Consider the following 22,420-nt stretch of genomic DNA (forward strand, 5'->3'; position numbering starts at 1 on the left):
ATATATTGATCGCTACTCAAGCATGTCCGGCAAAAGCCTTAATCAGCTCCTGTCTCAGTACTCCCCGGATCAAGAAGACGGTGCATGTGAACGATGAAATAACGCATATGCGCATTGTCGACCGTCTGCTGAGCCTTTGCTTTCCATGCAGTTTTCGCTGTCTCGTAATTTGGATAGACGCCGACGATATCGAGCTTATCGAGATCCCGGAACTCGACGCTTCCAAGTTTTTTCAACTCGCCGCCAAACACCAGATGAAGAAGCTGTTTCTTGTCGCCTTCGACACTCATGACAATAACTCCTGAATAAGATCGGTTCGCGGCATGATTAGCCCAACGGCCACTCCGCGACAACACTCAACATCTCCTGAAGGAGGTTTCCGCTAGCGGCGACGAGGAAGCCGTGCGACAGCGTCGGCCCCCCATATATAAGCGGAGAGGCGTCGCTGCCAAGAATGGCTCCGCCCGACTCGCTAAGAATGAGATCGGCCGCCGCCAGATCCCAATCATGGGAATTGGGCCGAATGAAGGTACCCGCGATATCGCCCCGCGCCACCATGGCGATACGATAGGCCAGCGACGGCACATAAGGATGCAGAGCTACGCGATCACGCCACACCTCCGGCATGGTATCGACCAGCGATCTTGCCGATGCAATAACGATTTTTTCATCCGCAGGCGGCAGATGAGTTCGGATCGGCATTCCGTTCTGCGATGCTCCAAGTCTCTTGCCCGCTTCGATGACCTCGCCCCGCGCCGGACATTGCAGCACACCGGCCACCGGTTTTCCATTCTCTACAATAGCAATGCTGACGCACCATTGATCCTGCCCGGCAATATAGGCGCGGGTTCCATCAATCGGATCGACGATGAAAGTACGACGACGTTGCGCGACACTTCTCTCATCGATGGTTTCCTCGGAAATCCAGCCATAATCCGGCCGCGCTTCCAGCAATACTTCGCGAAGGTAACGATCGACCGCCAGATCAGCTTCGCTGACCGGCGAATGTCCATCCTTCAGCCACACTTCCGGCGACTGGCCGAAATAGCGCATGGCGATGCGCCCGGCTTCGCGAGCCGCATGGCGCAACAATTCGAGTTCCGCGTGAATATCCTGTCGTCGCTCAGTTTCCGGCAAGAGTCATGCCTTCGATTACCAATGTGGGCGCGGTGATGCCGAAATTGCGGTCGATGTCGGAAGCGGGCGTCATGTTGAGAAACATATCCTTGAGGTTGGAGGCTATCGTCACCTCACTCACCGGATAGGCTAACTCGCCATTCTCGATCCAAAAGCCCGACGCGCCCCGGCTATACTGGCCGGTAATCATATCGACGCCCTGCCCGAACACTTCCGTCACATAAAAACCCGTTTCGACCGAACGGATCAATTCTTCGGGCGATTGCGTGCCCGGCTCGATGGCGAAATTGGTCGATGCAGGAGATACGCTCGAACCAGACCGCACGCCGCGCCCATTGCTCGTCAATCCCAGTTCACGCGCGCTGGAACCCGACAGCAGCCAATGCTGCAACACGCCATCCTCAACCATGGTCAGGGGCTGGCCTTCCATGCCCTCTCCGTCAAAAGGTCGAGAGGAAGCCCCGCGCGAGCGCAGCGGATTATCCGTGACATACAGGCCCTTTTTGAGTGCCTGCCGACCGAGGCTGTCGCGCAGGAAACTTGTCTTGCGCGCGACCGATGCGCCGTTGATGGCGCTGGCAAGATGGGCTGCGATGCCGCGCGCCAGACGCGGATCGTAAACGACCGTCACTGGACCGGTCTTTGCCTGCCTCGCGCCAAGCCTGCGTACGGCGCGCTCTCCCGCCCGCCTGCCGATTTCCTCGGAGGTATCGAGATCGGCGAAGTGAAGCCGCGAACTGAAATCATAGTCACGCTCCATCTTCGTCCCCTCGCCTGCTATTGCAGAGACTGAACGGCCAAAGCGTGTCGCGGCATAATGACCGGAAAAGCCAGTTGAGGTGACAAGAACAAGCCCGCCCATACCAACGGACGCGCCCGCCCCGCCCGAATTGGTCACACCTTGAACGGCGCGCGCGGCGTCTTCCGTGGCAAGCGCATCCTGCGTCAGGCGCGCCGTGTCGATCTCAGTCGTATCAAAAAGATCAAGATCGCGCGGCGTCTGCACCAGCAATGCCGGGTCCGCCAGTTGCTCATAAGGATCTTCGGGCGCAACCTTCGCCATGGCGACGGCGCGCTCCGCCAGCCGGTCGGGATCGCTGCCCGCATTGGCCGAAACGCTCGCCACGCGCCGTCCGACAAACACGCGCAGGGCAAAATCATCGCTTTCAGACGATTCGGTGCCTTCGACCTTTCCAAGTCTCACCGAGACGCTCAACGCGCGCGCCCGGATTACAACCGCATCCGCCTGATCCGCGCCTGCTCGTCGGGCCGCAGCGACGAGCGTCGCAGCATAGTCAACCAGCTTACTCGCCGAACTCTCTGAAATCATTATGTAATCCAAACCTGCTCAATTATTCCCGCAATGGCGTAATCCGTCAGGATGACAGATTTTTACCCGCCATGATCCCATCAAGCGCACGCTTGAGTTCGTCGCGCACGCCCGCGCTTTGGGAAAGTATCTGCTCGAACCTGGTGAAATCAAGCAGCCCGATCCTGTCCACATTGGGGCGGAGGAAAATATGCGGCGCGCAGCAACGAAATTTGTTCTCGATGATCGCACACATAGTAAGCTGGTTGCCCCCCATCACCGCCTCGAATGTCGAGGGCATATGATCATCAGGGCCGACGGGCGCACCTACCACATCGATGCCAATCACAATATCCGCCTTGTCGAACAGCAGATCGAACGGCACCGGATTGAACAGTCCACCATCCACCAGAATACGGCCTTCGCGCCGCACAGGCGCAAAGACCGGTGGAATGGCGCAGGAAGCCGCAATCGCCGAACGCAAATCGCCCTTTTCGATATTTAATTCTTTCGCAGCGTGAAAATCCGAGGCCGTAATGCTCATCGGGACTTTCAGATCTTCAACATTGGCAGGCAGTTCAGGCGGCAGAAAAACGTCCAGCACTTTTTCGATATTGAACTGGCTGACGCGAAAACCGCCCTTGAGCAATTCGCCCCAGCGTTCCGGGCGGGTTCGCCATATGCGGCGCGCGATTTCCGAACGATGGGTGAAAATCATCCCCATATAGTCACGCAGTTCCCTGCCGCTCATCCCATTCGCCATGCCGGTGCCTATGATCGAGCCGATGGACGACCCGGCTATAGCGACCGGCTTTATACCCAGCTCATCCAGCACATCGACAATATGGATATGGGCAATACCGCGAGCTCCGCCGCCGCCAAAAGCAACGGCTATGCGCGGGCCTGCTGGCACGGTCGTATCCATATCTCTTCCTTACGATTTACTTTTCAGGATTGGGCCGGTCCGTAAATAAGGATGGCTGGCTCTGCCTGCAAAAGTTTTTTGGCGATAGTTTTTACCTGATCAAGTGTCACCGCGTCGATAAGCTCGCCACGCTTGTCGATATAATCGCGCGGCAGTTCAGCTTCCTGCAATCCGACCAGAGTATCAGCGATTGACACGGAGGAAGTGAGGTTATTAACCGCATAAGAGCCTTTCAGGTAGCTTTTTGCGGCGGCAAGCTCGGCCTCGGTAGGCCCGTCATTGGCCATTGCCGCAACCTGCTCGCGAATGATCTTTAGTGACTCCTGCGCTTTTTCGGGCCGCGTTGCGGTCGAAATCATCAATGCCGAAACATGGTCGCGCAGCACCATGGCTGAAGAAACCGAATAGGCCAGCCCGCGCTTTTCGCGCACTTCCGCATAAAGACGCGAAGTGAAACCGCCTCCAAGAATATGGTTCATCAGATAGGCTGCGAAAAATTCGGGGTCCTTGCGGGGAACAGCCGGATAGACGAAGCTTATCGATGTCTGCGGCATGTCGAAGCTGAGGCTGGTCGTCGTACCAAGCGCCAGTTTTGCATCGGGTACCGGCACCAGCTCGGCCATGGCGGGCAAATCGCCGAAGACCCGGTCCAGCATTTCGCCAAGTTCTTTCGCGTCGATGGAACCAACAACGCCGATGGTCAGGCGATCGCGGGCAAAATTCGTGCGGTGGAAATTCAGCAGATCGTCGCGGCTAATCGTTTGCAGCGACTTCACCGTGCCTTCATCCGGACGGCCATAAGGATGGTTGCCGTAAAGCACTTCGCCAAATTTGCGCGAGGCAATTGTGGACGGATTACGCTGCGAAGCCTCAATACTCGCCACGACCTGCTGGCGGATACGGTCGATGGCGTCTTGATCGAAACGCGGATTGTTGACCGCCAGCGCCAATAGCCCGGTCACGGCATCACGATTCTCAGCCAGCATGCGGATATTGCCCGAAACAGAATCCCCGGAAGCGGAGAAGCTCATCTCCGCGCCCAGATTGTCAATCTGCTCCTGAAAACTGTCGGAATCGAGATCGCCTGCGCCCTCATCGAACAGCCCTGTCATCAAATTGGCAAGGCCTTCCTTGCCCGCCGGGTCTTGCGAAGTCCCCCCCTTGAACGAAAACCGCATGGAAACGAGCGGTACGGAACTGTCCTCGACCAGCCAAGCATGAATGCCTTTCGGCGAAACGACTTCCTGTATTTCAATGGCGTTTGCAGGCAAGCTGCAAACCATCAGCAGCAGAAAAAACGCAATGAAAGCGGCACAAGCAGTGCGCGCATGGGCAAAGCCGCGCATAATTGAAGTATTCACTGGATTGCTCCCCCCGCATCGTTTGCATCCGGCCCCTGTGACGAGATGCCGGGATTTTCGCGCGCATTTTCGGGCTCGGTGTCGGGCGGCAGCAAATAGCTCGTCACAGACTGATCCTCTACAAGATAGCGGCTTGCGGCGTCCTTGATCTGGTCGATGGTGACAGACTTGATCAGTTCCGGCCATTTCTGGATATCCTCGATGGTCTGCCCGATGGCAAGGGTCGAGCCATAAATGCGCGCCATGCCCGACTGATTGTCACGGGCGAAAATGATCGCTTTCAGGAAACGGTTGCGGGCCTGATCCAGTTCGGCCTGCGTGACGCCTTCCCTGACGATGCGTGCAACTTCCGCCCGCACCGCCTTTTCCACCTCGGCCAGTGTCTTGCCGTTTTGCGGCGAGCCATAGACCGAGAAAGTGCCGTCATCAAGCGCATCGCCTCCATAATTCGCGCCCGTATTGGCGGCGATACCCTGCTTGACGATCAGTTCCTGGTACAGCCGGGAACGAAGTGAGCCGCCCAATATTTCACCCAGAAGATCGAGCGTGGGCGCGTCGCCTGCCTTCGCTTCCGGGAACCGCTTTTCATTGGCGTAAGAAGGCACCAGCCACGAGACGCGGAAGGAGGGTGTACTCACCCGCTCATCATGCAATGTGACCACGCGGGCAGCGTGCTTGACCGGTTCCTGCGGGCGTTCGCGCGGCAGGACCTCGGCGCGTTTTGGCACCTTTGCCCACGTTTTCATAACAAGCTCACGCACTCGCTCAGGCGTGACATCCCCTGTAATCACCAGCGTCGCATTGTTCGGTGTATAATATTGCTGGTAGAAATCCACGGCATCCTTGAGGCTGAGTTTTGCCATTTCCTGCTGCCAGCCGATCACCGGCACGCGATAGGGATGATTGTAGAAAAGCACCGCATCGGTATTTTCCATCAGCATCGCCGCCGGATTGGAATCCACCCGCATGCGGCGTTCTTCGAGAATGACCTGGCGCTCGGTCGTCACCGCATCTTCGTCCAGCACCAGATTGGCCATCCGATCGGATTCGTAATCCATAACCATTTCGAGCGCTTCCGGGGCAATGCGCTGGAAATAGGCCGTATAGTCGTAGGACGTGAAAGCATTTTCCTGACCGCCAATCGCCGCCACCTGCGCAGAGAACTCGCCCACCGGGTGGTTCTTGGTGCCCTTGAACATCAGATGCTCAAGAAAATGGGCAATGCCTGATTTGCCCGGCGCTTCATCGGCGGAGCCGACATGATACCAGATCATCTGCGTGACCACGGGCGCGCGATGATCGGGAATGACCACCACCTTCAGCCCGTTTTCAAGGGTGAAGCTCGCGACATCTTCGGACAGCATGATGTCCGGCAAGGTGGACAGCGCTTCGGGAGCTGCCGCCTGCCTCGCGGGTGCCGCATCCTGCGCCCAGACAGGGGCCTGAACAGGGACCATCGCAAATGGCAAGGCCAATATGAAGCCAAGCGCCGTGGACAATAATACGCGCCGGAGGGAAAGGTTATGCACCAAACGACATCTCCAATCAGTTTTTCCCGCCCGGTCCTGCGGGCGGCATGATCTGCACTCAAAAGGCGAGCGATTCATATATCATGCTTCAACTGGATGAAACGGATAATGGTCCCGCCGTAATTTCGTTCTTCATGCACAGCGAATCGCTCGTCGAGCGCAAGTGATGCCTGCGCATCTTCTTCAAGTACCAGAAGTGCGTCAGGATTAAGCCAGCCGCCATCAAGCGCCGATAAAAATGCCTTCTCGCCCATCCGGCGACCATAGGGAGGATCGGCGAATACCAGATCGAAAGGCTCTATTGTGCCCGCCTCACCCAAACGGCACGCGTCGCGACGCAAAATCTTGCTGTGGCCCTGCAAGCCGAAAGCCTCGATATTCTGCCGTAAAATACCGCGACCTTCCGCAGATTCCTCTACGAAAATGGCATAGCGCGCGCCACGCGACAAGGCTTCCAGCCCTAGCGCGCCCGTGCCGGCGAAAAGATCGAGAACACGCGCGCCGTCCACCTTGCCAGGAAAACTATGGGCCAAAATATTGAAAAGGCTTTCTCTCGTGCGATCCGTGGTCGGGCGAATGGCGCTGGTGGCAGGCGTCACCAGCCCCCTTCCGCGAAATTTACCGCCGACGATCCGCACCACTGCCTCCCGGTCTGCCGCCCCGTGGCTTGCCGCCGCCCGGCCGTCCGCCGGAACCGCCCCGGTCAGGGCCTTTGCCAAAGTCCTTCGGTCCCCTGGACGGACCACTCTTGGATGGACCACCTTTTGTCGGGCTTCCCTTTGCTGAGCCTCCCTTGGCCGAGCTTCCCTTGGCTGGACCAGCCTTGGCAGATCCCTTGCCGAAACTGCGACCTTCAAAACCGCCCTGCGAGCGTTCGCCGGAATCATCGCGCGCTTGCGCGCGCTCACGCTTGCCCAAGCGCTTCGGGCGCTGCTCGCCCCCTTCCTCGGAACGTGGAGCGCCACGGCGGCGCTCGTCGTCGCGCGGTTCGTTGCGGTGCTGCGCATCATCCTCAAAACGGCGCGGACGCGACTGCAAATCGCCACTGGCCTTGGCAGGACGATGCGGCAATTGAGGCTCGAAGCGCGTCGCATGTTTCGCTGCGGCTTTTTCGCCCTTGGGGCGCGCACCGGGAGCCATCCAAACATTCGCATTGCCGCGCCGGCGCGGCTCGGTCCGTTCAGCGGCCTTATCGTCACGCCCCTTGCGGCGCTCAGGCGTGCTTGAAATCCATTCGCGTTCGCGCGGCGCACGGCGACGCTCGCCTTCCGGTTCCCGCTCTTCTACATCGCGACGCGTGCGCCCCTGAACGGCAGTATTGGAAAATTCATTATGGATCGGCGCATCAAAATCAGCGCCCGACTCCTCGACGAGTTTTTCGCCAAGCTGGTCGCGCAAAATGCGCCCACGAATTTCGCGAACCGCACCTTCCTCCAGATCGCCAAGCTGGAAGGGGCCGAAGGAAATGCGGATCAGTCGGGAAACGGTAAGACCGAGTGCACCGAGAATATTCTTCACTTCACGGTTCTTGCCTTCGCGCAGACCGATCGAGATCCAGACATTGCTCCCCTGCTCGCGTTCGAGCGTGGCTTCAACGCTACCATAAAAGACGCCGTCGACCGCAATGCCATTCTTGAGTTCGTCGAGCTGGAGTTGCGTCACCTTGCCATGCGCGCGCACCCGATAGCGGCGCAGCCAGCCGGTGGATGGCAATTCCAATACGCGTGACAAGCCGCCATCATTGGTCAGCAGCAGCAGACCTTCCGTGTTGATATCGAGACGGCCGACCGACAGCACGCGGGGCATTTCCGGCGGCAGCGCCTCGAAAACCGTCGGGCGCCCCTCTGGATCGCGATTGGTCGTCACCAGTCCGGCGGGCTTGTGATAAAGCCAGAGCCGCGTCCGCTCGGCTTGTTTGATCGGCTTGCCGTCAACGGTGATGATATCGGTGCGCTTTACATTGATAGCGGGACTTACCAGCACCTTGCCGTTCACCGTAATACGGCCCGCCGCAATCATCATTTCCGCGTCACGGCGCGAGGCGATACCGGCCCGCGCCAGACGCTTCGCTATGCGCTCGCTTGTTTCTGCTTCGCCTTCAACCGTGCGAGGCGCAGATCTGCGCGGCTTATCGGGTCCACGCCCGTCCCCGCCTGCACCACGTCCTCCGCCTCCGCCTCGGCCTTCACCTCGTCCATGAGGGGGGCGTTTACCGCCCTTGTTATCATCATCTTTACTCATCTGGTGTTGGCCTCTCAGCAGCGCCGCCGTGTTATCTTCGCCTGTCAAAGCGGGCAAGAGCGGTTCCAGTTTTAATGGGTTCCTCGGAACCGCTCTATCTGTTTGTTTTCACGCATTTCCGAACGCAAAACCGTTTCACACTTTTGCTGGAAATGCTCTAGAACCATGCGGATCATAAACGCCGTATAAATTCGTTCGCAAATCGGTTTCGATTTCGAGACTTATGCAGTAACAAATCACTCAATAGCATGCGAGCAAAATTTCCCTACACAGGCATGAAATGAGGTTGCGGTGAAAAAGGCGACAGAAATTTCATCGATCGGACCGGCGTCCCCAATGGAAGCGGCGCTTGACGAGGCGCAAGCCGCAGGCACGCGCGGTGAAGTGCCCATCGGCGCGGTGATCGTGCATGAAGGCAGCATCATCGCCCGCGCAGGCAACCGTACCCGCGAGATGAACGACATCACTGCCCATGCCGAAGTGCTTGCTATCCGGCAGGCGGGAGAGTTGCTGCAATCCGAGCGGTTGCCGCATTGCGATCTCTATGTCACGCTCGAACCATGCGCCATGTGCGCCGCAGCGATTTCCTTCGCCCGCATCCGCCGACTTTACTATGGCGCGCCCGACCCGAAAGGCGGCGGCGTCGAGCATGGACCACGTTTTTACACCCAGCCCACCTGTCATCACATTCCGGAAATCTATGCGGGCTTTTCCGAAGCCCGGTCGCAGAAGCTTCTCAAGGATTTCTTCCGCGATAAAAGATAATTGAGACGGCCTCAGCCCGGCGCGCTATCGAAACAAACCCCAGCCAATTGAAAACAGCCGAAAGAAGATACCTCCGGCTGTTTTCAATGAACAAAACTCATATTGTGAAATATTAGTTCCAAGGCAGGTAATCCCGCCAACCCTTGCTAACGCCTGCGGCTTTCTTGCGCTCCCGTTCCTTCTGTGCTTCGTCCTGACCAAGCTCGCCAGCCGCAGCCGTGGCTGCCGGCGCGCGATAGGTAAGCGGTGGTTCGCTCAGATAACGGCGCGTTGTCGAAGAGCCGCGTGTCTGCTGCTCACGCGCCCTCTTGGAAGCTGCGACTTTCGCCGAATCGAATGTCGGCGTGCGGGAAGCATAGTCCTCGCGGCGGCTGCTTCCACTTGGAAGCATCGCCTGCGCATTAGAAGCAACCGGTCCATCCTGCATGACAGGCGAAATGAAATTCGGGTTGTCTCGGTTTGCAGTAATCTCATCACGTAGGCGCTTGCGGCGTTGCTCCGGCGATTCCGGCCAAGATGGGTCGCCTGCACTGACCACACTCTGTTGCGGTGGGGGTAACGTCGCATTGTTATCCCCTTCACCAGGGCGAACAAGCTCGGGGCGCGGTTTATAGTCTATGCGTTCTTTTTTGTTACCCTGGCCGAAACTTGCCATGTTCGACACATCATCGAAGAGCTGGGCGCTCGCCGTCTTGTCGGTTCCATAGGTCGGCGAGGAGACGCAGCCAGAGAGGGCGAGGCCCGCAACTGCCGTCATCAATACCAGAACTCGTCCTTCAATCTTCATTAGCGCCACTTCTTTTACGCCTGCCGAATTGTATAGCAAAAGCTTATCAGTCACCCTTGCCGCAAGAAACCGGCAACTCCAAGGCAGATTGCAAGTTAATCCAAGGAGAGCCTTTTACATCAGAGCATCCCCTGCGGCAATCGCGTTATTAATTGCCATTTCATCATGTCCACGCCCATGAGGGCAAGTGCCTGCGCAAAAGAAGTTCGGGCGCACACTGCGCCCGGTTCAACTCACGCGGCGGCAAGCCTGCCGAGTGCCTTCAATTCGTGCAGCGCACCCGCATCACGCGCCGAGACTTCAGGGAATTCGGGGTCCGAACCCACATCGGTCGTGTAACGCCAGGAACGGGCACATTTTTGCCCTTCGGCCCGCGCAGGCACCACAGCGATACCCTTGACCTCATCAAGCGTGAAAGCATCGTCGGGTGCAGCCGCATCGGTCACTTCGATGCCGCTGGTAATGCAGATTTCCGCAAAGTCCAGCCCTTCGAGCGAATCACGCAGGCTTTTATCAGCGATATGGACGAGAGGAGCTGCTTCCAGCGACGAGCCGATCCGCTTGTCCGCCCGTTCCAGTTCCAATGCGCCAGTGACGACGCGGCGGACATTGCGCACCTTGCGCCATTTTTCCACCAGCACATCGTCGCGCCATTCGGCGGGGGTTTTGCGGAACTGCTCCATATGGACCGAAGCGGCCTGCGGGTAACGGTCGAGCCAGGCTTCCTCCATGGTAAAGGGCAGCATCGGCGCCAGCCATGTCGTAACGCGATCGAAAATCTCGCGCACGGTCTGCAAGGCGGCCTTGCGGCGCACGCTCGATGGCGCATCGCAGTAAAGCGCATCCTTGCGGATATCGAAATAGAAGGCCGAAAGCTCCACATTCATAAAATCGATCAGCGCGCGCGAAATGCGCTTGAAATCGAAGGCGTCATAACCTGAGCGTACGACCTCATCCAGTTCCGCAAGCCGGTGCAGCATCAGCCGCTCCAGTTCAGGCAGATCAGCATAGGCCACGTTTTCCCCTTCGTCATGGGCGAGCGTTCCCAGCATCCAGCGGATGGTGTTGCGCAGCTTGCGATAGGAATCGATATTGGTCTGGATGATACTCTTGCCCAGACGCTGATCTTCCCAATAATCGGTCGTCATCACCCAAAGACGCAATATATCCGCGCCCGAATCCTTGATGACGTCCTGCGGTGTCACCGTATTGCCAAGTGATTTCGACATCTTCTTGCCGTTCTCGTCCATGGTGAAACCATGAGTCACAACGGCATTATAAGGCGCGCGCCCGCGCGTGCCGCAGCTTTCAAGCAGCGAGGAATGGAACCAGCCGCGATGCTGGTCCGAGCCTTCCAGATAGACATCCGCCGGCCATTTCATGTCCGGGCGATCTTCCAGCGTGAAAGTGTGGGTTGAGCCCGAATCGAACCAGACATCGAGAATGTCGCGAACCTGCGTCCAGCCTTCTCCGGCGCGATCACCAAGAAAACGCTCCCGCGCGCCTTCGGCAAACCATGCGTCCGCCCCTTCGGCTTCGAAAGCATCAAGGATGCGCTTGTTGATCACATCGTCCTGCAAGATGTTGCCGTCTTCATCAACGAACACGCAGATTGGCACGCCCCATGCGCGCTGGCGCGAGAGCACCCAATCGGGGCGGCTTTCGATCATTGCGCGCAACCGCGTCTGACCGGCGGCAGGCACAAAACGGGTATCGTCAATCGCTTTCAGCGAACGCGAACGCAGCGTGGTGCCATCGCCGAGATTCTTGTCCATATAGACGAACCATTGCGGCGTGTTGCGGAAAATGACCTGCTTTTTCGAACGCCATGAGTGCGGATAGGAATGTTTGAGGCGACCGCGCGCAAACAGCCTGTCGCTGGCGATAAGCTGCTCGATCACGGCCTTGTTGGCGTCACCCTTCTTGCCATTATCATCGATGACGCGCGCAGCACCGCCCTCGCGGTCGGGACCAAAACCCGGCGCATCCTTGGTATAAAAACCCGCATCATCGACCGGGAAAGGGATCGTCGGATCGATGCCGCGCGCTTCCAACTCGCGAGCATGATCCGTCCATGCTTCAAAGTCTTCACGGCCATGGCTGGGGGCGGTATGCACAAAACCCGTACCGGCATCGTCGGTGACGTGATCGCCTGCGATGAGCGGCACGATGAATTCGTATCCGCCGCCAAAGCCTTTGAGCGGGTGGTCAAGAGCTATACTGGCAAGCAATTCTGCAGGTACATCATGCAGGCGCTTGAACTCAAGTTTCGCCTTGTTGAAGCATTCTTCTGCCAGCTTGTCTGCGAAAACCAGTTTTTCACCCGGCTGCGGTCCAAAATCATTTTCAGCGTCAGTGACTTCGTAAAGACCGTATTCAATGCGCGATGAATAGGCAACGGCACGGTTGCCGGGAATCGTCCATGGCGTGGTCGTCCAGATGACGACGAAGCTGCCCGCCAATTCGCCTGATCCGGCGACCGGAAACTTCACCCAGATCATATCCGATTCAATATCGTGATACTCGACTTCTGCCTCGGCCAGCGCCGTACGCTCGACCACCGACCACATGACCGGCTTGGAGCCGCGATAAAGCTGGCCGGTTGCTGCAAATTTCAGCAACTCGCCGGCGATGCGCGCTTCGGCGTGGAAATTCATGGTCGTATAGGGGGTTTCGAAATCACCGCAGATAGCGAGGCGCTTGAACTCTTCCGACTGAACCTTGATCCAGTGGCTTGCGAATTCGCGGCACTCCTTGCGGAATTCGTTGATCTCAACTTCGTCCTTGTTCTTGCCCTGCGCGCGATATTTCTCCTCGATCTTCCACTCGATCGGCAAACCGTGGCAATCCCATCCCGGAACGTAATTCGAGTTGAAGCCGCGCATCTGGAACGAGCGGGTGATCACATCCTTGAGTATCTTGTTGAGCGCGTGGCCAATATGAATATTTCCATTGGCATAGGGCGGGCCGTCATGGAGCACATAGAGTGGACGGTCCCTGGCGTCTTCGCGCAGCTTCTTATAGAGGTTCATTTCCTCCCAGCGCTGCACGAATAGCGGTTCGCGCGCAGGCAGGCCCGCGCGCATCGGAAAATCAGTCTGCGGCAGATTGAGGGTCTTGGAATAGTCAATCTTGGCGGTCATTTCGGTCATTTTATTATTTGCCTGTCAGGCCCGCACGGCAAATGGCGGGCGGATACTCTAAAAACTCAGGAGACTGTAAGGCACAGCCGTTCGATCCCGGACCTTCCCGCCATGCGCCACTAACAGCAGCACCCTTCAGGCTTAGAGGAAGGCCGGGCCAATAATTCGTATGGCCGTCATGACTTGCCGAAAATCCGTCATCATGGCCACGCTTTTAGCAACCCGCTTGGCAGGAATAAAGAGGCAAGGCGCAATAAACTTGCATCCCACGGGCAGAAAACCCGCAGGCTGGAAATTATGTCTCAAAAACTAAACCACATGCAGGCTTGAGGCGAGGTCAAAACGCCAGGCCCCGCCCAGCTCCGCATGGCCTGCGATCAGCTTTGCTGCGGCGTCCACCCCGCAGACGGGATGGTATTGACCATCCAGGGCACGCCGAATTTGTCAATCAGGCCGCCAAAACCCGGCGACCAGAAAGTCTCATCGAACGGCATGACCGCCTTGCCGCCTTCCGATAGCTGGTCAAACCAGCGTTTGGCCTCGGTCTTGTCTCCAGTGTGCAACGTTACGTCGAAACCATTCTTGGGCTTGTCGATATTGCGCGCCCATTCGACATCCATATCCGCGCCCATCAGCGCCTGATCGCCGACTTCAAGCCAGCAATGCATCATCCAGTTCTTGTACTTTTCATCGCCGATCGGCATGCTCGGAGGCGCATCGCTATAAGGTATGGCGGCAGTGATCTTTCCACCCAGCACTTTTGCGTAAAACTCGAACGCCTCACGGCACTGGCCCTGAAAGCTCAGGCTGGTGACAATTTTCATGACGGTCTCCTCCTGTCGTCATTATCGGTTCTCCCCAGCCACATCAGCTTCCCGCTTATATTGATATCAACGTAGTTGCACTCCAGATGTCAACCCTTCAGATGCGCGAATTTCGTAAACCCGCTATGCCTGTGATGTTTTTACCGGCAGGCGCTGGCGCACCAGTGTCGTCCAGTAAGAGCACCCCCATGCGATGGCGTCATCATTGAAATCATATTTCGGATGATGCAGATTAGCGCTTGGGCCGTTACCGATATTGATCATCGCGCCCGGCACTTCATTGAGCATGAAGGCAAAATCCTCGCCGCCCAGGGTCGCCGGCATGTCACGCGTCACGCGGTCTTCGCCCGATACCGCCTCGGCGGCAAGGGCCGCCAGTTCCGTCTCCCGTTCGTGATTGACGGTGACAGGATAATTACGCTGATAATCAAGGGTTGCCTTGGCTCCAAAAGCCTCAGCAATACCTTGAACTGCGCGCGTCAGGCGTTCTTCGATATGGTTGCGCACCTCTTCGCGCAGCGTGCGAACCGTTCCGGTGAGCCGGATCGTCTGCGGAATGACATTGAACGCATCGCCGCCGTGAATGGTGGTAATCGAAATCACCGCTGAATCCAGCGGGTCGATAGTGCGCGCCGTCAATGTCTGGATTGCCTGAATAAGCGCCGCCGTAACCGGGATCGGATCAACGGTATGATGCGGCGACGCCGCATGGCCGCCAATGCCTTCAATCGTGATATCAAGCACATCAACCGAGCCCATGATCGGGCCTGAATTGATGGTGAAATGGCCCACAGCCAGATTGGGGCGGTTATGCATTCCGTAGACTTCATTGATCGGCCAGCGGGTGAGCAGACCGTCATCGATCATCGCCTTGGCGCCCGCACCGCCCTCTTCGGCGGGCTGGAAAATGACGACGACCGTGCCGTCGAAAGCGCGGCTTTGGGCAAGTTCGCGGGCTGCACCCAGAAGCATGGTTGTGTGGCCATCATGGCCGCATGCATGCATTTTGCCAGGGATTCTAGACGCCCATTCCGCGCCGGTATCCTCAAGGATCGGCAGGGCATCCATATCGGCGCGCAGGCCGATAGCCCTGCCCGAATGATCGAACTGTCCGCGAATAACGCCGACGACTCCGGTACGCCCGATGCCCGTTACGACCTCATCGACACCGGCAGCGCGCAGCGCTTCGGCGACCTTTTCCGCAGTGCGGTTCACATCATAAAGAAGTTCAGGGTTCTGATGCAGGTCACGCCGGAATGCAATGAGATCATCAAGCTGGTTCGAGGTCCAGTTTTCAACCGGCATATCAGGCACCCTTTTCGTTTTCTGATGTTTCGAGGCGATAGCGGAAGTCGCAATGGCTTGCGCCCTTCATGATCGTCTGGCTGCGCTCCAGCTTCATATCGGGATTGTAACCGATGCAGAAATCACCATCACGATTGCAGGACAGCAGATGGCCGATATGGCCCAGTCCCATCTCGCGATACATTTCCGAATAGCGGCAACGCGTAACATTGAAATCGAAATGATCCTCCCCCTGCGAAATCACATCGATTTCCAGTGCGTTTTCCTTCGTCCAAAGCGGCTGAATATCGGCGAAGTCCTGTATCGTTGGCGTGCGGCCCAGTTCTTCGGCAAAGCTCTTGCCCTGTTCGATGGCCGAACGACTGACAGCCTCGCCGATAGCGGCCTGCGCTTCCTCTTCGCCCGACCGCTCGCGGATGACCTCATAGACATTCTTGAGAACCAGCGCCTCGATGCGGCGACGTTCGAGAATTGGCATTTGATTCATGGACCTGACCTTTCACATGAAGGTTGAATTAGAGTTTGGGTTCCGAAAGATCCTTGCGCCGGAGCCATGCGAGATAGAATGGAGCGACCTTCCGCGCAATTTTATGAAACGGCAGCGGTGCGGGTTGCGAAACCGGCAAGGCCAGTTCCTCGACTGACTCGCCGTCGAGTGCGCGCGCAAATTCGCGCCCGAGCGCCGTGCCGAGCGCCACACCGCGCCCATTGCATCCGATCCACGCCCAGCCATTGGGGCCAAGCTGATGAACACGCGGGAAACGATCCCACGTCATACCGATATAGCCACTCCAGACATGGGTGATTTCCGGCTCGCCCAGCGCTGGAAAAGCCTCCGCCATATTGCGTGCGGCCTTATGCTTCACCCGTTCGGCAACGTTGAAATCCCCCATCACCACACCGCCGGTAATCAGCCGGTTGCGCGCATCATAGCGGAAGAAACGCAGATCGCCACGCGTATCGGACACCGCCTGCCTTCCGGGCAGAATCGTGGCGCGCAGATTGTCGCTGACGGGCGCGGTCGCCATCTGCCAGGAAAGGACGGGAACTATGGTGCGTGCAAGGCGCGGCGCAAGTCCCTCGCGCAACTCGCCCGTATAGGCATTGGTGGCAAGCAGAAAGCCTTTGGCCCGAACCGTCGCTCTCTCCGTACGCACGACCCAGATATTACCTTCCTGCTGGAAAGAGGTGACGGGGCTTTGCTCGTGAATAATCGCGCCATGGTTTTCGGCGACGCTAGCAAGACCGCGCGCCAGGGCCAGCGGATTGATGTGTCCGCCGGTCGGATTGAACATGCCACCATACCAGGAATCGCTGCCGATCAGTTGCGAGGTCGCGGCGCGATCGAGAAACTCTGCCGGGAAGCCGAAACGCTTCCATGCTTCGACGCGCATTTGCGACAGTTTTACCCGGCCCGGCGAATGGGCCGGCTGGAACCAGCCGTTCTGCTCGGCCTCAGCCTGAATATTCTCCTCGCGTACGATGGAAAACAGAATATCGGCGCTGTTGCCGATCAGTCTGGCGAAGCGCTCGCCCGCCGCGCCATAGCGTTTGGCGATTGCATCCGGCTCCGCAGAAGTCATGGTCGGGATAACCTGCCCGTTATTGCGTCCCGATGCGCCCCACCCGACCGCATTCCCTTCGAGCAGGACCACCCGCTTGCCGCGTTTAGCCAGATGAAGCGCTGCCGAAAGGCCGGTGAAGCCGCCGCCAACAATTGCAACATCGGCTTCCGTATCGCGGGTCAGCGGCTTTGCAGGCGTGCGCGCCGGTGCCGTGGCTGCCCAGATAGAGGGAGGAAAAGTGATATTCTGCATGACTGAAGCCGCTCTCATTCTGCGCTGTTGAAATGTGGCGGCGTCCAGTCCTTGCCGGGAATCGATGCCAGCAGGCGCTGCGTATATTCATGGCGCGGGTTGGCGAAAACTTCCGCCGTCGGCCCCGCTTCCGCGATCTCACCTTTCGACATGACGATGATGCGGTCACAAAGCTGCGCGGCCACCCGCAGATCGTGCGTAACAAAGAGCAGCGACAGGTTGAGCCGCTCGCGCAAATCGGCCAGCAGGCGCAGCACCTGCGCCTGAACCGAGACGTCGAGGGCCGAAACCGGCTCGTCGGCGACGATAATGCGCGGCTCCAGCGCGAGCGCGCGCGCAATGCCGATACGCTGACGCTGGCCACCGGAGAATTCGTGCGGGAAACGGTCGGCGGCAGCGGGCGAAAGCTCGACCAGTTCCAGAAGCTCACGCGCCTTCTCATGCGCCTGCTTCTTCGGCATACCATGGACGATAGGCCCCTGCGCGATCAGATCGACCACACGGCGGCGCGGATTGAGCGAGGCCATCGGGTCCTGAAAAACCATCTGGATATTCTTGCGCATGGCGCGCAACTCACGCGGGCTGGCGCCCAGAAAATCCTTGCCGTTCACGTCGACCCTGCCGCCATCGGCTTCGAGAAGCCGTGTTACAATGCGCGACACGGTCGTCTTGCCGGAGCCACTCTCCCCAACCACGCCAAGCGTTTCACCCCGGTGCAGCTCGAAGGAAAGATTTTTTACCGCAGAGACGGCGCTGCGTCTGCCGCTCAAAAGCCCGCCGCGCGCTTTGAAGACTTTTTCCAAGCCATCGGCCTTGAGGATGACCGGCTGGTTTTCGCTGGAGGGCTTGGGCTCCGGCGGCGAGAGTGCCGGAACGGCTGCGATCAGCGCCTGCGTATAGGGATGCTGCGGGCGATTAAGAACCTCTTCGGCAGGTCCTTCCTCGACCAGTTCGCCAAGCCGCAGCACCGCCACGCGATCGGCGATTTCAGCCACCACGCCAAAATCGTGAGTGATGAACAGAATACCAGTATCATGTTCTTTTTGCAGGTCGCGGATCAGCTTGAGAATTCGCGCCTGCGTCGTGACATCCAACGCCGTGGTCGGCTCGTCGGCAATGATGAGGCGCGGCTTGAGGATCAGCGCCATGGCGATCATCACCCGCTGGCGCTGCCCGCCGGAAATCTGATGCGGATAGGCATTATAGGCGGATTCCGGGTCCGGTATCTGCACTTCGCGCAGCATGGCGAGCACGGTGGAGCGGCGTTCCTTGCGGCCAAGCTTTGTATGCAAGCGCAGCACTTCATCGATCTGCCAGCCGACTGTCTTCTGCGGGTTGAGCGCGGTCATCGGCTCTTGAAAGATCATGCCGATGCGGTCGCCGCGAAGTTTCTTCATCTGCGTTTCGCTAAGCGAATGAAGGTCGGTGCCTTCAAGCATGATCGTGCCGTTGGTAACGCGCACATGTGGCTCCGGCAGAAGTCGCATGACCGCGCCTGCCGAAAGCGATTTGCCCGAGCCACTTTCTCCAACGAGGCAGACGATCTCGCCCGGATTGACGGTAAGCGTCAGGTCCTGCAAGGCAAACGGGCGGTCCGCGCCCTTGGGCAGCGCGATTTGCAGGTTTTTGATTTCGAGAACGGGAGCCGCTGTCATTTTTTCTGCCTCGGATTAAGCGCATCGTTCAGCCCTTCGCCAAGCAGGCTGAAAGACAGAACGGTCAGCAGAATGGCGATGCCGGGAATAACCGAGCAGAACCAGTCGGTGCGCAGAACGGCGCGCCCCTGCCCAATCATATTGCCCCAGCTTGCATAGTTTGGGTCCCCGAGGCCCAAAAAGGCTAGCGCGCTTTCCATCAGGATGGACGTCGCCATCACAACGGAAGCAAACACGATCACCGGTGGCAAGGCATTGGGCAGGATTTCGCGAAAGATGATCGAGACATTGCCGACGCCGAGATTACGTGCGGCATCAACAAATTCACGATTGCGCAAGGCGAGGAATTCGGCGCGTACCATGCGGGCTGGTGCAGTCCATGAAACAATGCCGATACAGACAATAATGTTCTCAATGGATGAGCCGAAGATCGCGACCAGCGCCAGAAGCAGCACGAAGCTCGGTACGGTCTGGAATGCTTCAGTCACGCGCATCAATATGTCGTCCACCCAGCCGCCATAATAGCCTGCGAGCGCACCGATGATAATGCCAATGAAGATCGAGATCAGTGTTGCGACGACGCCGATGAGAAGCGAAATGCGCGCGCCATGAAATATACCGGCCAGAATGTCACGGCCAAGCTGGTCGGTGCCAAGCGGCGTAACTGCATCAATGAACGGCCAGACCAGTGGGTTGCCCGCGCGCCGAAGCGGATCGCCGGGGGTAATGAAATCGGCGAGAAGCGCGATCAGCACCACGGCAATGAAGAGAACCAGCCCCAACACCGCGGCGCGATTGCGGCTGAAGCGCTGCCAAAGAGTTTTAACGCGCGAGACTTGTGGGCGGGTAAGGGACAAATCCTGAGAGGTCATGACAGTTCGATCCTCGAATCAAGTCGCGCATAGATGAGGTCGGTGATGAAATTGACGACCACTACGAGTACCGAGCACAGGAAAATGATGCCCATCAGCGTGTTGAGATCGCGCTTGATTACCGATGTATAAGCAAGCTGGCCAAGCCCCGGTAGTGAAAAGATCGTTTCCACCACTACCGAGCCGCCAAGGACCGTCGAGAACTGAAGTCCGAGCAACGTCACCACGGGGAGGAAGGCGTTGCGCATGATGTGATGGAACATCAGCCGCGCGCCGCTAGCACCCTTGGCGCGGGCGGTGCGTACATAATCCAGGCCCTCCACTTCCAGCACGCTGGTGCGCATCAGCCGCATATAAAAGGCGAGATAGATGAGCGAGAGCGCGGTCGTCGGCATGACCAGATGCACCGCAATATCCCAAACGTTCTTCCAACCAGTGTAGAACCCGCCAAGCGTTTTGTAGCCGCCCACTGGCAGCCAGCCAAGCTTGACGGAAAAGACGAACATCAAAATGAGGCTCAGGAAAAAGCTCGGCATGGCATAGAAGACGAGACCGAGCGTGGAAATGGCATTGTCGGTCAGCGAATAGGCGCGCCGCGCCGCAACTGCCCCAAGCGCGATGCCAAAGATAAACGCCATCGAAAGCGAGGCAACCATCAAAAGCAGCGTCGGCACAAGGCGGCTCATCAGCACGTCCAGAACCGGCAGTTCATAAACATAGGACCAGCCGAAATCGAACTGCGCGAGCTTGCTCATGTAAATCCACAGCTGCATCAGAACCGGTTGATCGAGACCGTATTCGGCACGCAGATTGGCGACGAATTGCGGATCGGCACCGCCCATGTCGCCGACAAGCGCATCGACGGTATCGCCAGGTGCGAGTTTTATCAGCAGGAACGAACCGATCATGATGAGAAGGATGACGGGTATCGCCTGCAAGATGCGCCGCAGCGCAAAACTCAGGATCGGGGGCAAGGACATTGCGGGTATCCGACGAACTATTCACATTTACGGGCAATACCGCCGTCAGGATGTCTGGCGGCGGTATTGCGGTGTATCAGCTTATTGATCAATCCACAGATCGTACCAGCTCGAAGAATCCCAGCGTGGCGTATTGTGATGGTTTTTCAGGATCTTGTTGGTCACGCCGACAAACGGATGTTCGATGGCGAAGATAACAGGCAGATCCTTCATCTCAAGCTGCTGGATATTGTGATAGAGTTCAGCGCGCTTGGTGGGGTCGAGTTCGGATGCCGCCTGATCAATCAGGCTGTCCATCTCGTCCGATTTGTAGCCAAATTGATTGGACCATGCCGTGCCGACTGGAGCGCCTGACCGCAGCCAGACCGTGGTAGAGACAGCCGGATCGGCACGGAACTGATGCCAGCCATTGGCCGTGTCAAAGTCATGGTCGCGATAAACGCCATTGAGGAAGCCTGGCGCGTCATTGGTCAGGATCTCGACCTCGATGCCCACTTCCTTCATGGCCTGCGCATAATACTCGCCCCAAAGCTGAGTATATTCACCCCATGGGGCCGGGCGATGGCGCAGCTTGAAACGGATGCCATCGGGACCAGCCGGGTATCCGGCTTCATCGAGCAGCGCTTTGGCTTTCTCGACGTCATATGGGTAGGTCTGGACGTCATCGGTATAGTTTGCGCCCCCCGAACTTGGGATCGGACCACGCCCCGGCTTGGCATGACCGCGCATGATTGTCTTGATCGCAAAGTCGATGTCGAGCGCGTGATAGACCGCCTGCCGCACTTTCAGATTGGCAAGGATGGGGTTGCGCAGGTTGAACTCGATGGTCGAGTGGGCCACGTTATTTTCAAAGCCCTTCGTGCCGGTATCAAAACGGCCGTCTTTTTGCAGGCGTTCAGTGTCGGACATGGAAATACCATTGAAGGCGGTTTCCATGACTTCACCCGCTTCAAGGGCTGCGGCAGCAGCAGCCTTGTCGGGCATGAAGCGCCAGATGATACGGTCAAGATAAGGATATTCCTCACCGCGCCAATAATCCTCATTGCGTTCAGCAATGATGTGCTGGCCGCGCTCATACTGCACGAACTTGAACGGCCCCGTGCCGACCGGCGCGGAGTTGTATTTGTTCTTGAGAATGTCGGTGCCCTCATAAAGATGCTTGGGTACCGGATGGCCAAGATCGGGCATGGCGGCGACAAGCAGATCAAGCGGCATCGGCTTGGAATAGCGGAACACCGCCGTATGCGGATCCGTGCAGTCAACTGCTTCGAGATTGGCCTGAAGTGTTGTGGAATAATTGAGCAGTTTCTTCCAGAGGTTCATCGCGCTGAATGCAACGTCATCGCAGGTAAAAGGCTCGCCATCGTGCCAGCGCACATTCTCGCGCAGCTTGAAGGTGATGGCCTTGCCATCCTCGGAGGAGGTCCAGCTTGTCGCCAGAACCGGGACGTAACCTTCATAGGTACGATCGATCAGCGGCTCCATGATGCGGCCGGTGATCTGGTAAACACCTGTGGAGGCGCGCAGCGCAGGGTTCAATACGCCCTGCTCGGTGTTCATATGAACGATGACCGTGCCGCCGCGTTTCACTTCTTCGGCGTGAGACGGCACCGCAGCAAACGAAAAGACAGCGAGAAACAGGCCAAGGCCAATTTTTCTGATATGCATTTTTATTCCCCCGGAAGAATATTGAGGATGGCTTTCGAGCCTCTTTTCCCGCATGTTCCAATATTGTTCAAGCCCCTGAAATCACTCAAAAGAAACCTCAGA

The 22,420-nt window shown here is 57.8% G+C and carries 19 protein-coding genes; 1 reads left to right on the forward strand and 18 read right to left on the reverse strand.

Annotated elements, in window-relative coordinates; genetic code table 11:
* Positions 1–38 precede the first annotated feature (38 nt).
* The 8 genes from KUG47_RS07470 to KUG47_RS07505 all read right to left on the reverse strand — a co-directional run bounded on the left by KUG47_RS07470 (position 39) and on the right by KUG47_RS07505 (position 8,502).
* Positions 39–290: a DUF4170 domain-containing protein gene (locus tag KUG47_RS07470; RefSeq protein ID WP_217677310.1), complete on the reverse strand. Its 252-nt coding sequence runs from the start codon at positions 288–290 to the stop codon at positions 39–41.
* Positions 291–327: 37 nt separating this feature from the next.
* Positions 328–1,137: a 3'(2'),5'-bisphosphate nucleotidase CysQ gene (locus tag KUG47_RS07475; protein WP_217677311.1), complete on the reverse strand. Its 810-nt coding sequence runs from the start codon at positions 1,135–1,137 to the stop codon at positions 328–330.
* Positions 1,124–2,467 carry a TldD/PmbA family protein gene (locus KUG47_RS07480; RefSeq protein WP_217677312.1) on the reverse strand — a complete coding sequence of 448 codons (1,344 nt, stop codon included), beginning with the start codon at positions 2,465–2,467 and terminating at the stop codon, positions 1,124–1,126. The genes KUG47_RS07475 and KUG47_RS07480 overlap by 14 nt, the downstream gene beginning before the upstream one ends.
* 46 nt (positions 2,468–2,513) lie before the next feature.
* Positions 2,514–3,371 (reverse strand): patatin-like phospholipase family protein, encoded by an 858-nt coding sequence (locus KUG47_RS07485; RefSeq protein WP_217677313.1) that lies wholly within the window; start codon positions 3,369–3,371, stop codon positions 2,514–2,516.
* 23 nt (positions 3,372–3,394) lie between these two features.
* Positions 3,395–4,717 carry a M16 family metallopeptidase gene (locus tag KUG47_RS07490; protein WP_340162793.1) on the reverse strand — a complete coding sequence of 441 codons (1,323 nt, stop codon included), beginning with the start codon at positions 4,715–4,717 and terminating at the stop codon, positions 3,395–3,397.
* Positions 4,718–4,728: 11 nt separating this feature from the next.
* Entirely contained in the window at positions 4,729–6,261 is a 1,533-nt protein-coding gene (locus tag KUG47_RS07495) for a M16 family metallopeptidase (protein ID WP_217677314.1), read from the reverse strand.
* A 74-nt stretch (positions 6,262–6,335) separates the two neighbouring features.
* Complete coding sequence (gene rsmD, locus KUG47_RS07500) at positions 6,336–6,899, reverse strand: 16S rRNA (guanine(966)-N(2))-methyltransferase RsmD (RefSeq protein WP_217677315.1); 564 nt, start codon at positions 6,897–6,899, stop codon at positions 6,336–6,338.
* Positions 6,880–8,502 carry a pseudouridine synthase gene (locus KUG47_RS07505; protein WP_217677316.1) on the reverse strand — a complete coding sequence of 541 codons (1,623 nt, stop codon included), beginning with the start codon at positions 8,500–8,502 and terminating at the stop codon, positions 6,880–6,882. Before KUG47_RS07505 ends, rsmD begins: the two co-directional genes overlap by 20 nt.
* A 336-nt stretch (positions 8,503–8,838) precedes the next feature.
* Between KUG47_RS07505 and KUG47_RS07510 the strand changes: the two genes are divergently transcribed.
* Entirely contained in the window at positions 8,839–9,267 is a 429-nt protein-coding gene (locus KUG47_RS07510) for a nucleoside deaminase (protein ID WP_254799405.1), read from the forward strand.
* Positions 9,268–9,379: 112 nt separating this feature from the next.
* Here the strand turns inward: KUG47_RS07510 and KUG47_RS07515 are convergent, their stop codons facing one another.
* The 10 genes from KUG47_RS07515 to KUG47_RS07560 all read right to left on the reverse strand — a co-directional run bounded on the left by KUG47_RS07515 (position 9,380) and on the right by KUG47_RS07560 (position 22,318).
* On the reverse strand, positions 9,380–10,054 hold the full coding sequence (locus tag KUG47_RS07515; RefSeq protein WP_217677318.1) for a hypothetical protein: 675 nt from the start codon (positions 10,052–10,054) through the stop codon (positions 9,380–9,382).
* A 233-nt stretch (positions 10,055–10,287) separates the two neighbouring features.
* Entirely contained in the window at positions 10,288–13,206 is a 2,919-nt protein-coding gene (gene ileS / locus KUG47_RS07520) for an isoleucine--tRNA ligase (RefSeq protein ID WP_217677319.1), read from the reverse strand.
* A 368-nt stretch (positions 13,207–13,574) separates the two neighbouring features.
* A complete protein-coding gene (locus KUG47_RS07525) occupies positions 13,575–14,021 on the reverse strand; it encodes a VOC family protein (RefSeq protein WP_217677320.1) in 447 nt (148 codons plus the stop codon).
* 123 nt (positions 14,022–14,144) lie between these two features.
* On the reverse strand, positions 14,145–15,326 hold the full coding sequence (locus KUG47_RS07530; RefSeq protein ID WP_217677321.1) for a M20 aminoacylase family protein: 1,182 nt from the start codon (positions 15,324–15,326) through the stop codon (positions 14,145–14,147).
* A 1-nt stretch (position 15,327) separates the two neighbouring features.
* On the reverse strand, positions 15,328–15,813 hold the full coding sequence (locus tag KUG47_RS07535; protein WP_185919587.1) for an L-2-amino-thiazoline-4-carboxylic acid hydrolase: 486 nt from the start codon (positions 15,811–15,813) through the stop codon (positions 15,328–15,330).
* A 28-nt stretch (positions 15,814–15,841) separates the two neighbouring features.
* On the reverse strand, positions 15,842–17,143 hold the full coding sequence (locus tag KUG47_RS07540; RefSeq protein WP_217677322.1) for an NAD(P)/FAD-dependent oxidoreductase: 1,302 nt from the start codon (positions 17,141–17,143) through the stop codon (positions 15,842–15,844).
* Positions 17,144–17,157: 14 nt separating this feature from the next.
* Positions 17,158–18,798, reverse strand: a complete 1,641-nt coding sequence (locus KUG47_RS07545) for an ABC transporter ATP-binding protein (RefSeq protein WP_217677323.1) — start codon at positions 18,796–18,798, stop codon at positions 17,158–17,160.
* Positions 18,795–19,670, reverse strand: coding sequence for an ABC transporter permease (locus KUG47_RS07550; protein WP_217677324.1), 876 nt, complete (start codon positions 19,668–19,670; stop codon positions 18,795–18,797). Before KUG47_RS07550 ends, KUG47_RS07545 begins: the two co-directional genes overlap by 4 nt.
* Complete coding sequence (locus KUG47_RS07555) at positions 19,667–20,650, reverse strand: ABC transporter permease (protein WP_217677325.1); 984 nt, start codon at positions 20,648–20,650, stop codon at positions 19,667–19,669. Before KUG47_RS07555 ends, KUG47_RS07550 begins: the two co-directional genes overlap by 4 nt.
* An 81-nt stretch (positions 20,651–20,731) precedes the next feature.
* Positions 20,732–22,318: an ABC transporter substrate-binding protein gene (locus KUG47_RS07560; protein WP_217677326.1), complete on the reverse strand. Its 1,587-nt coding sequence runs from the start codon at positions 22,316–22,318 to the stop codon at positions 20,732–20,734.
* Between the last annotated feature and the right edge of the window lie 102 nt (positions 22,319–22,420).

Source organism: Falsochrobactrum tianjinense, assembly GCF_019100495.1.
Classification (GTDB): Bacteria; Pseudomonadota; Alphaproteobacteria; order Rhizobiales; family Rhizobiaceae; genus Brucella; species Brucella tianjinense.

Bases quoted from the DNA above. Each gene is read 5' to 3' on its own strand.
- KUG47_RS07470 (WP_217677310.1), bottom strand. From the start codon at position 290: ATGAGTGTCGAAGGCGACAAGAAACAGCTTCTTCATCTGGTGTTTGGC.
- KUG47_RS07480 (WP_217677312.1), bottom strand. From the start codon at position 2,467: ATGATTTCAGAGAGTTCGGCGAGTAAGCTGGTTGACTATGCTGCGACG.
- KUG47_RS07485 (WP_217677313.1), bottom strand. From the start codon at position 3,371: ATGGATACGACCGTGCCAGCAGGCCCGCGCATAGCCGTTGCTTTTGGC.
- KUG47_RS07490 (WP_340162793.1), bottom strand. From the start codon at position 4,717: ATGCGCGGCTTTGCCCATGCGCGCACTGCTTGTGCCGCTTTCATTGCG.
- KUG47_RS07505 (WP_217677316.1), bottom strand. From the start codon at position 8,502: ATGAGTAAAGATGATGATAACAAGGGCGGTAAACGCCCCCCTCATGGA.
- KUG47_RS07510 (WP_254799405.1), top strand. From the start codon at position 8,839: ATGGAAGCGGCGCTTGACGAGGCGCAAGCCGCAGGCACGCGCGGTGAA.
- KUG47_RS07515 (WP_217677318.1), bottom strand. From the start codon at position 10,054: ATGAAGATTGAAGGACGAGTTCTGGTATTGATGACGGCAGTTGCGGGC.
- ileS (WP_217677319.1), bottom strand. From the start codon at position 13,206: ATGACCGAAATGACCGCCAAGATTGACTATTCCAAGACCCTCAATCTG.
- KUG47_RS07525 (WP_217677320.1), bottom strand. From the start codon at position 14,021: ATGAAAATTGTCACCAGCCTGAGCTTTCAGGGCCAGTGCCGTGAGGCG.
- KUG47_RS07530 (WP_217677321.1), bottom strand. From the start codon at position 15,326: ATGCCGGTTGAAAACTGGACCTCGAACCAGCTTGATGATCTCATTGCA.
- KUG47_RS07535 (WP_185919587.1), bottom strand. From the start codon at position 15,813: ATGAATCAAATGCCAATTCTCGAACGTCGCCGCATCGAGGCGCTGGTT.
- KUG47_RS07540 (WP_217677322.1), bottom strand. From the start codon at position 17,143: ATGCAGAATATCACTTTTCCTCCCTCTATCTGGGCAGCCACGGCACCG.
- KUG47_RS07545 (WP_217677323.1), bottom strand. From the start codon at position 18,798: ATGACAGCGGCTCCCGTTCTCGAAATCAAAAACCTGCAAATCGCGCTG.
- KUG47_RS07550 (WP_217677324.1), bottom strand. From the start codon at position 19,670: ATGACCTCTCAGGATTTGTCCCTTACCCGCCCACAAGTCTCGCGCGTT.
- KUG47_RS07555 (WP_217677325.1), bottom strand. From the start codon at position 20,650: ATGTCCTTGCCCCCGATCCTGAGTTTTGCGCTGCGGCGCATCTTGCAG.
- KUG47_RS07560 (WP_217677326.1), bottom strand. From the start codon at position 22,318: ATGCATATCAGAAAAATTGGCCTTGGCCTGTTTCTCGCTGTCTTTTCG.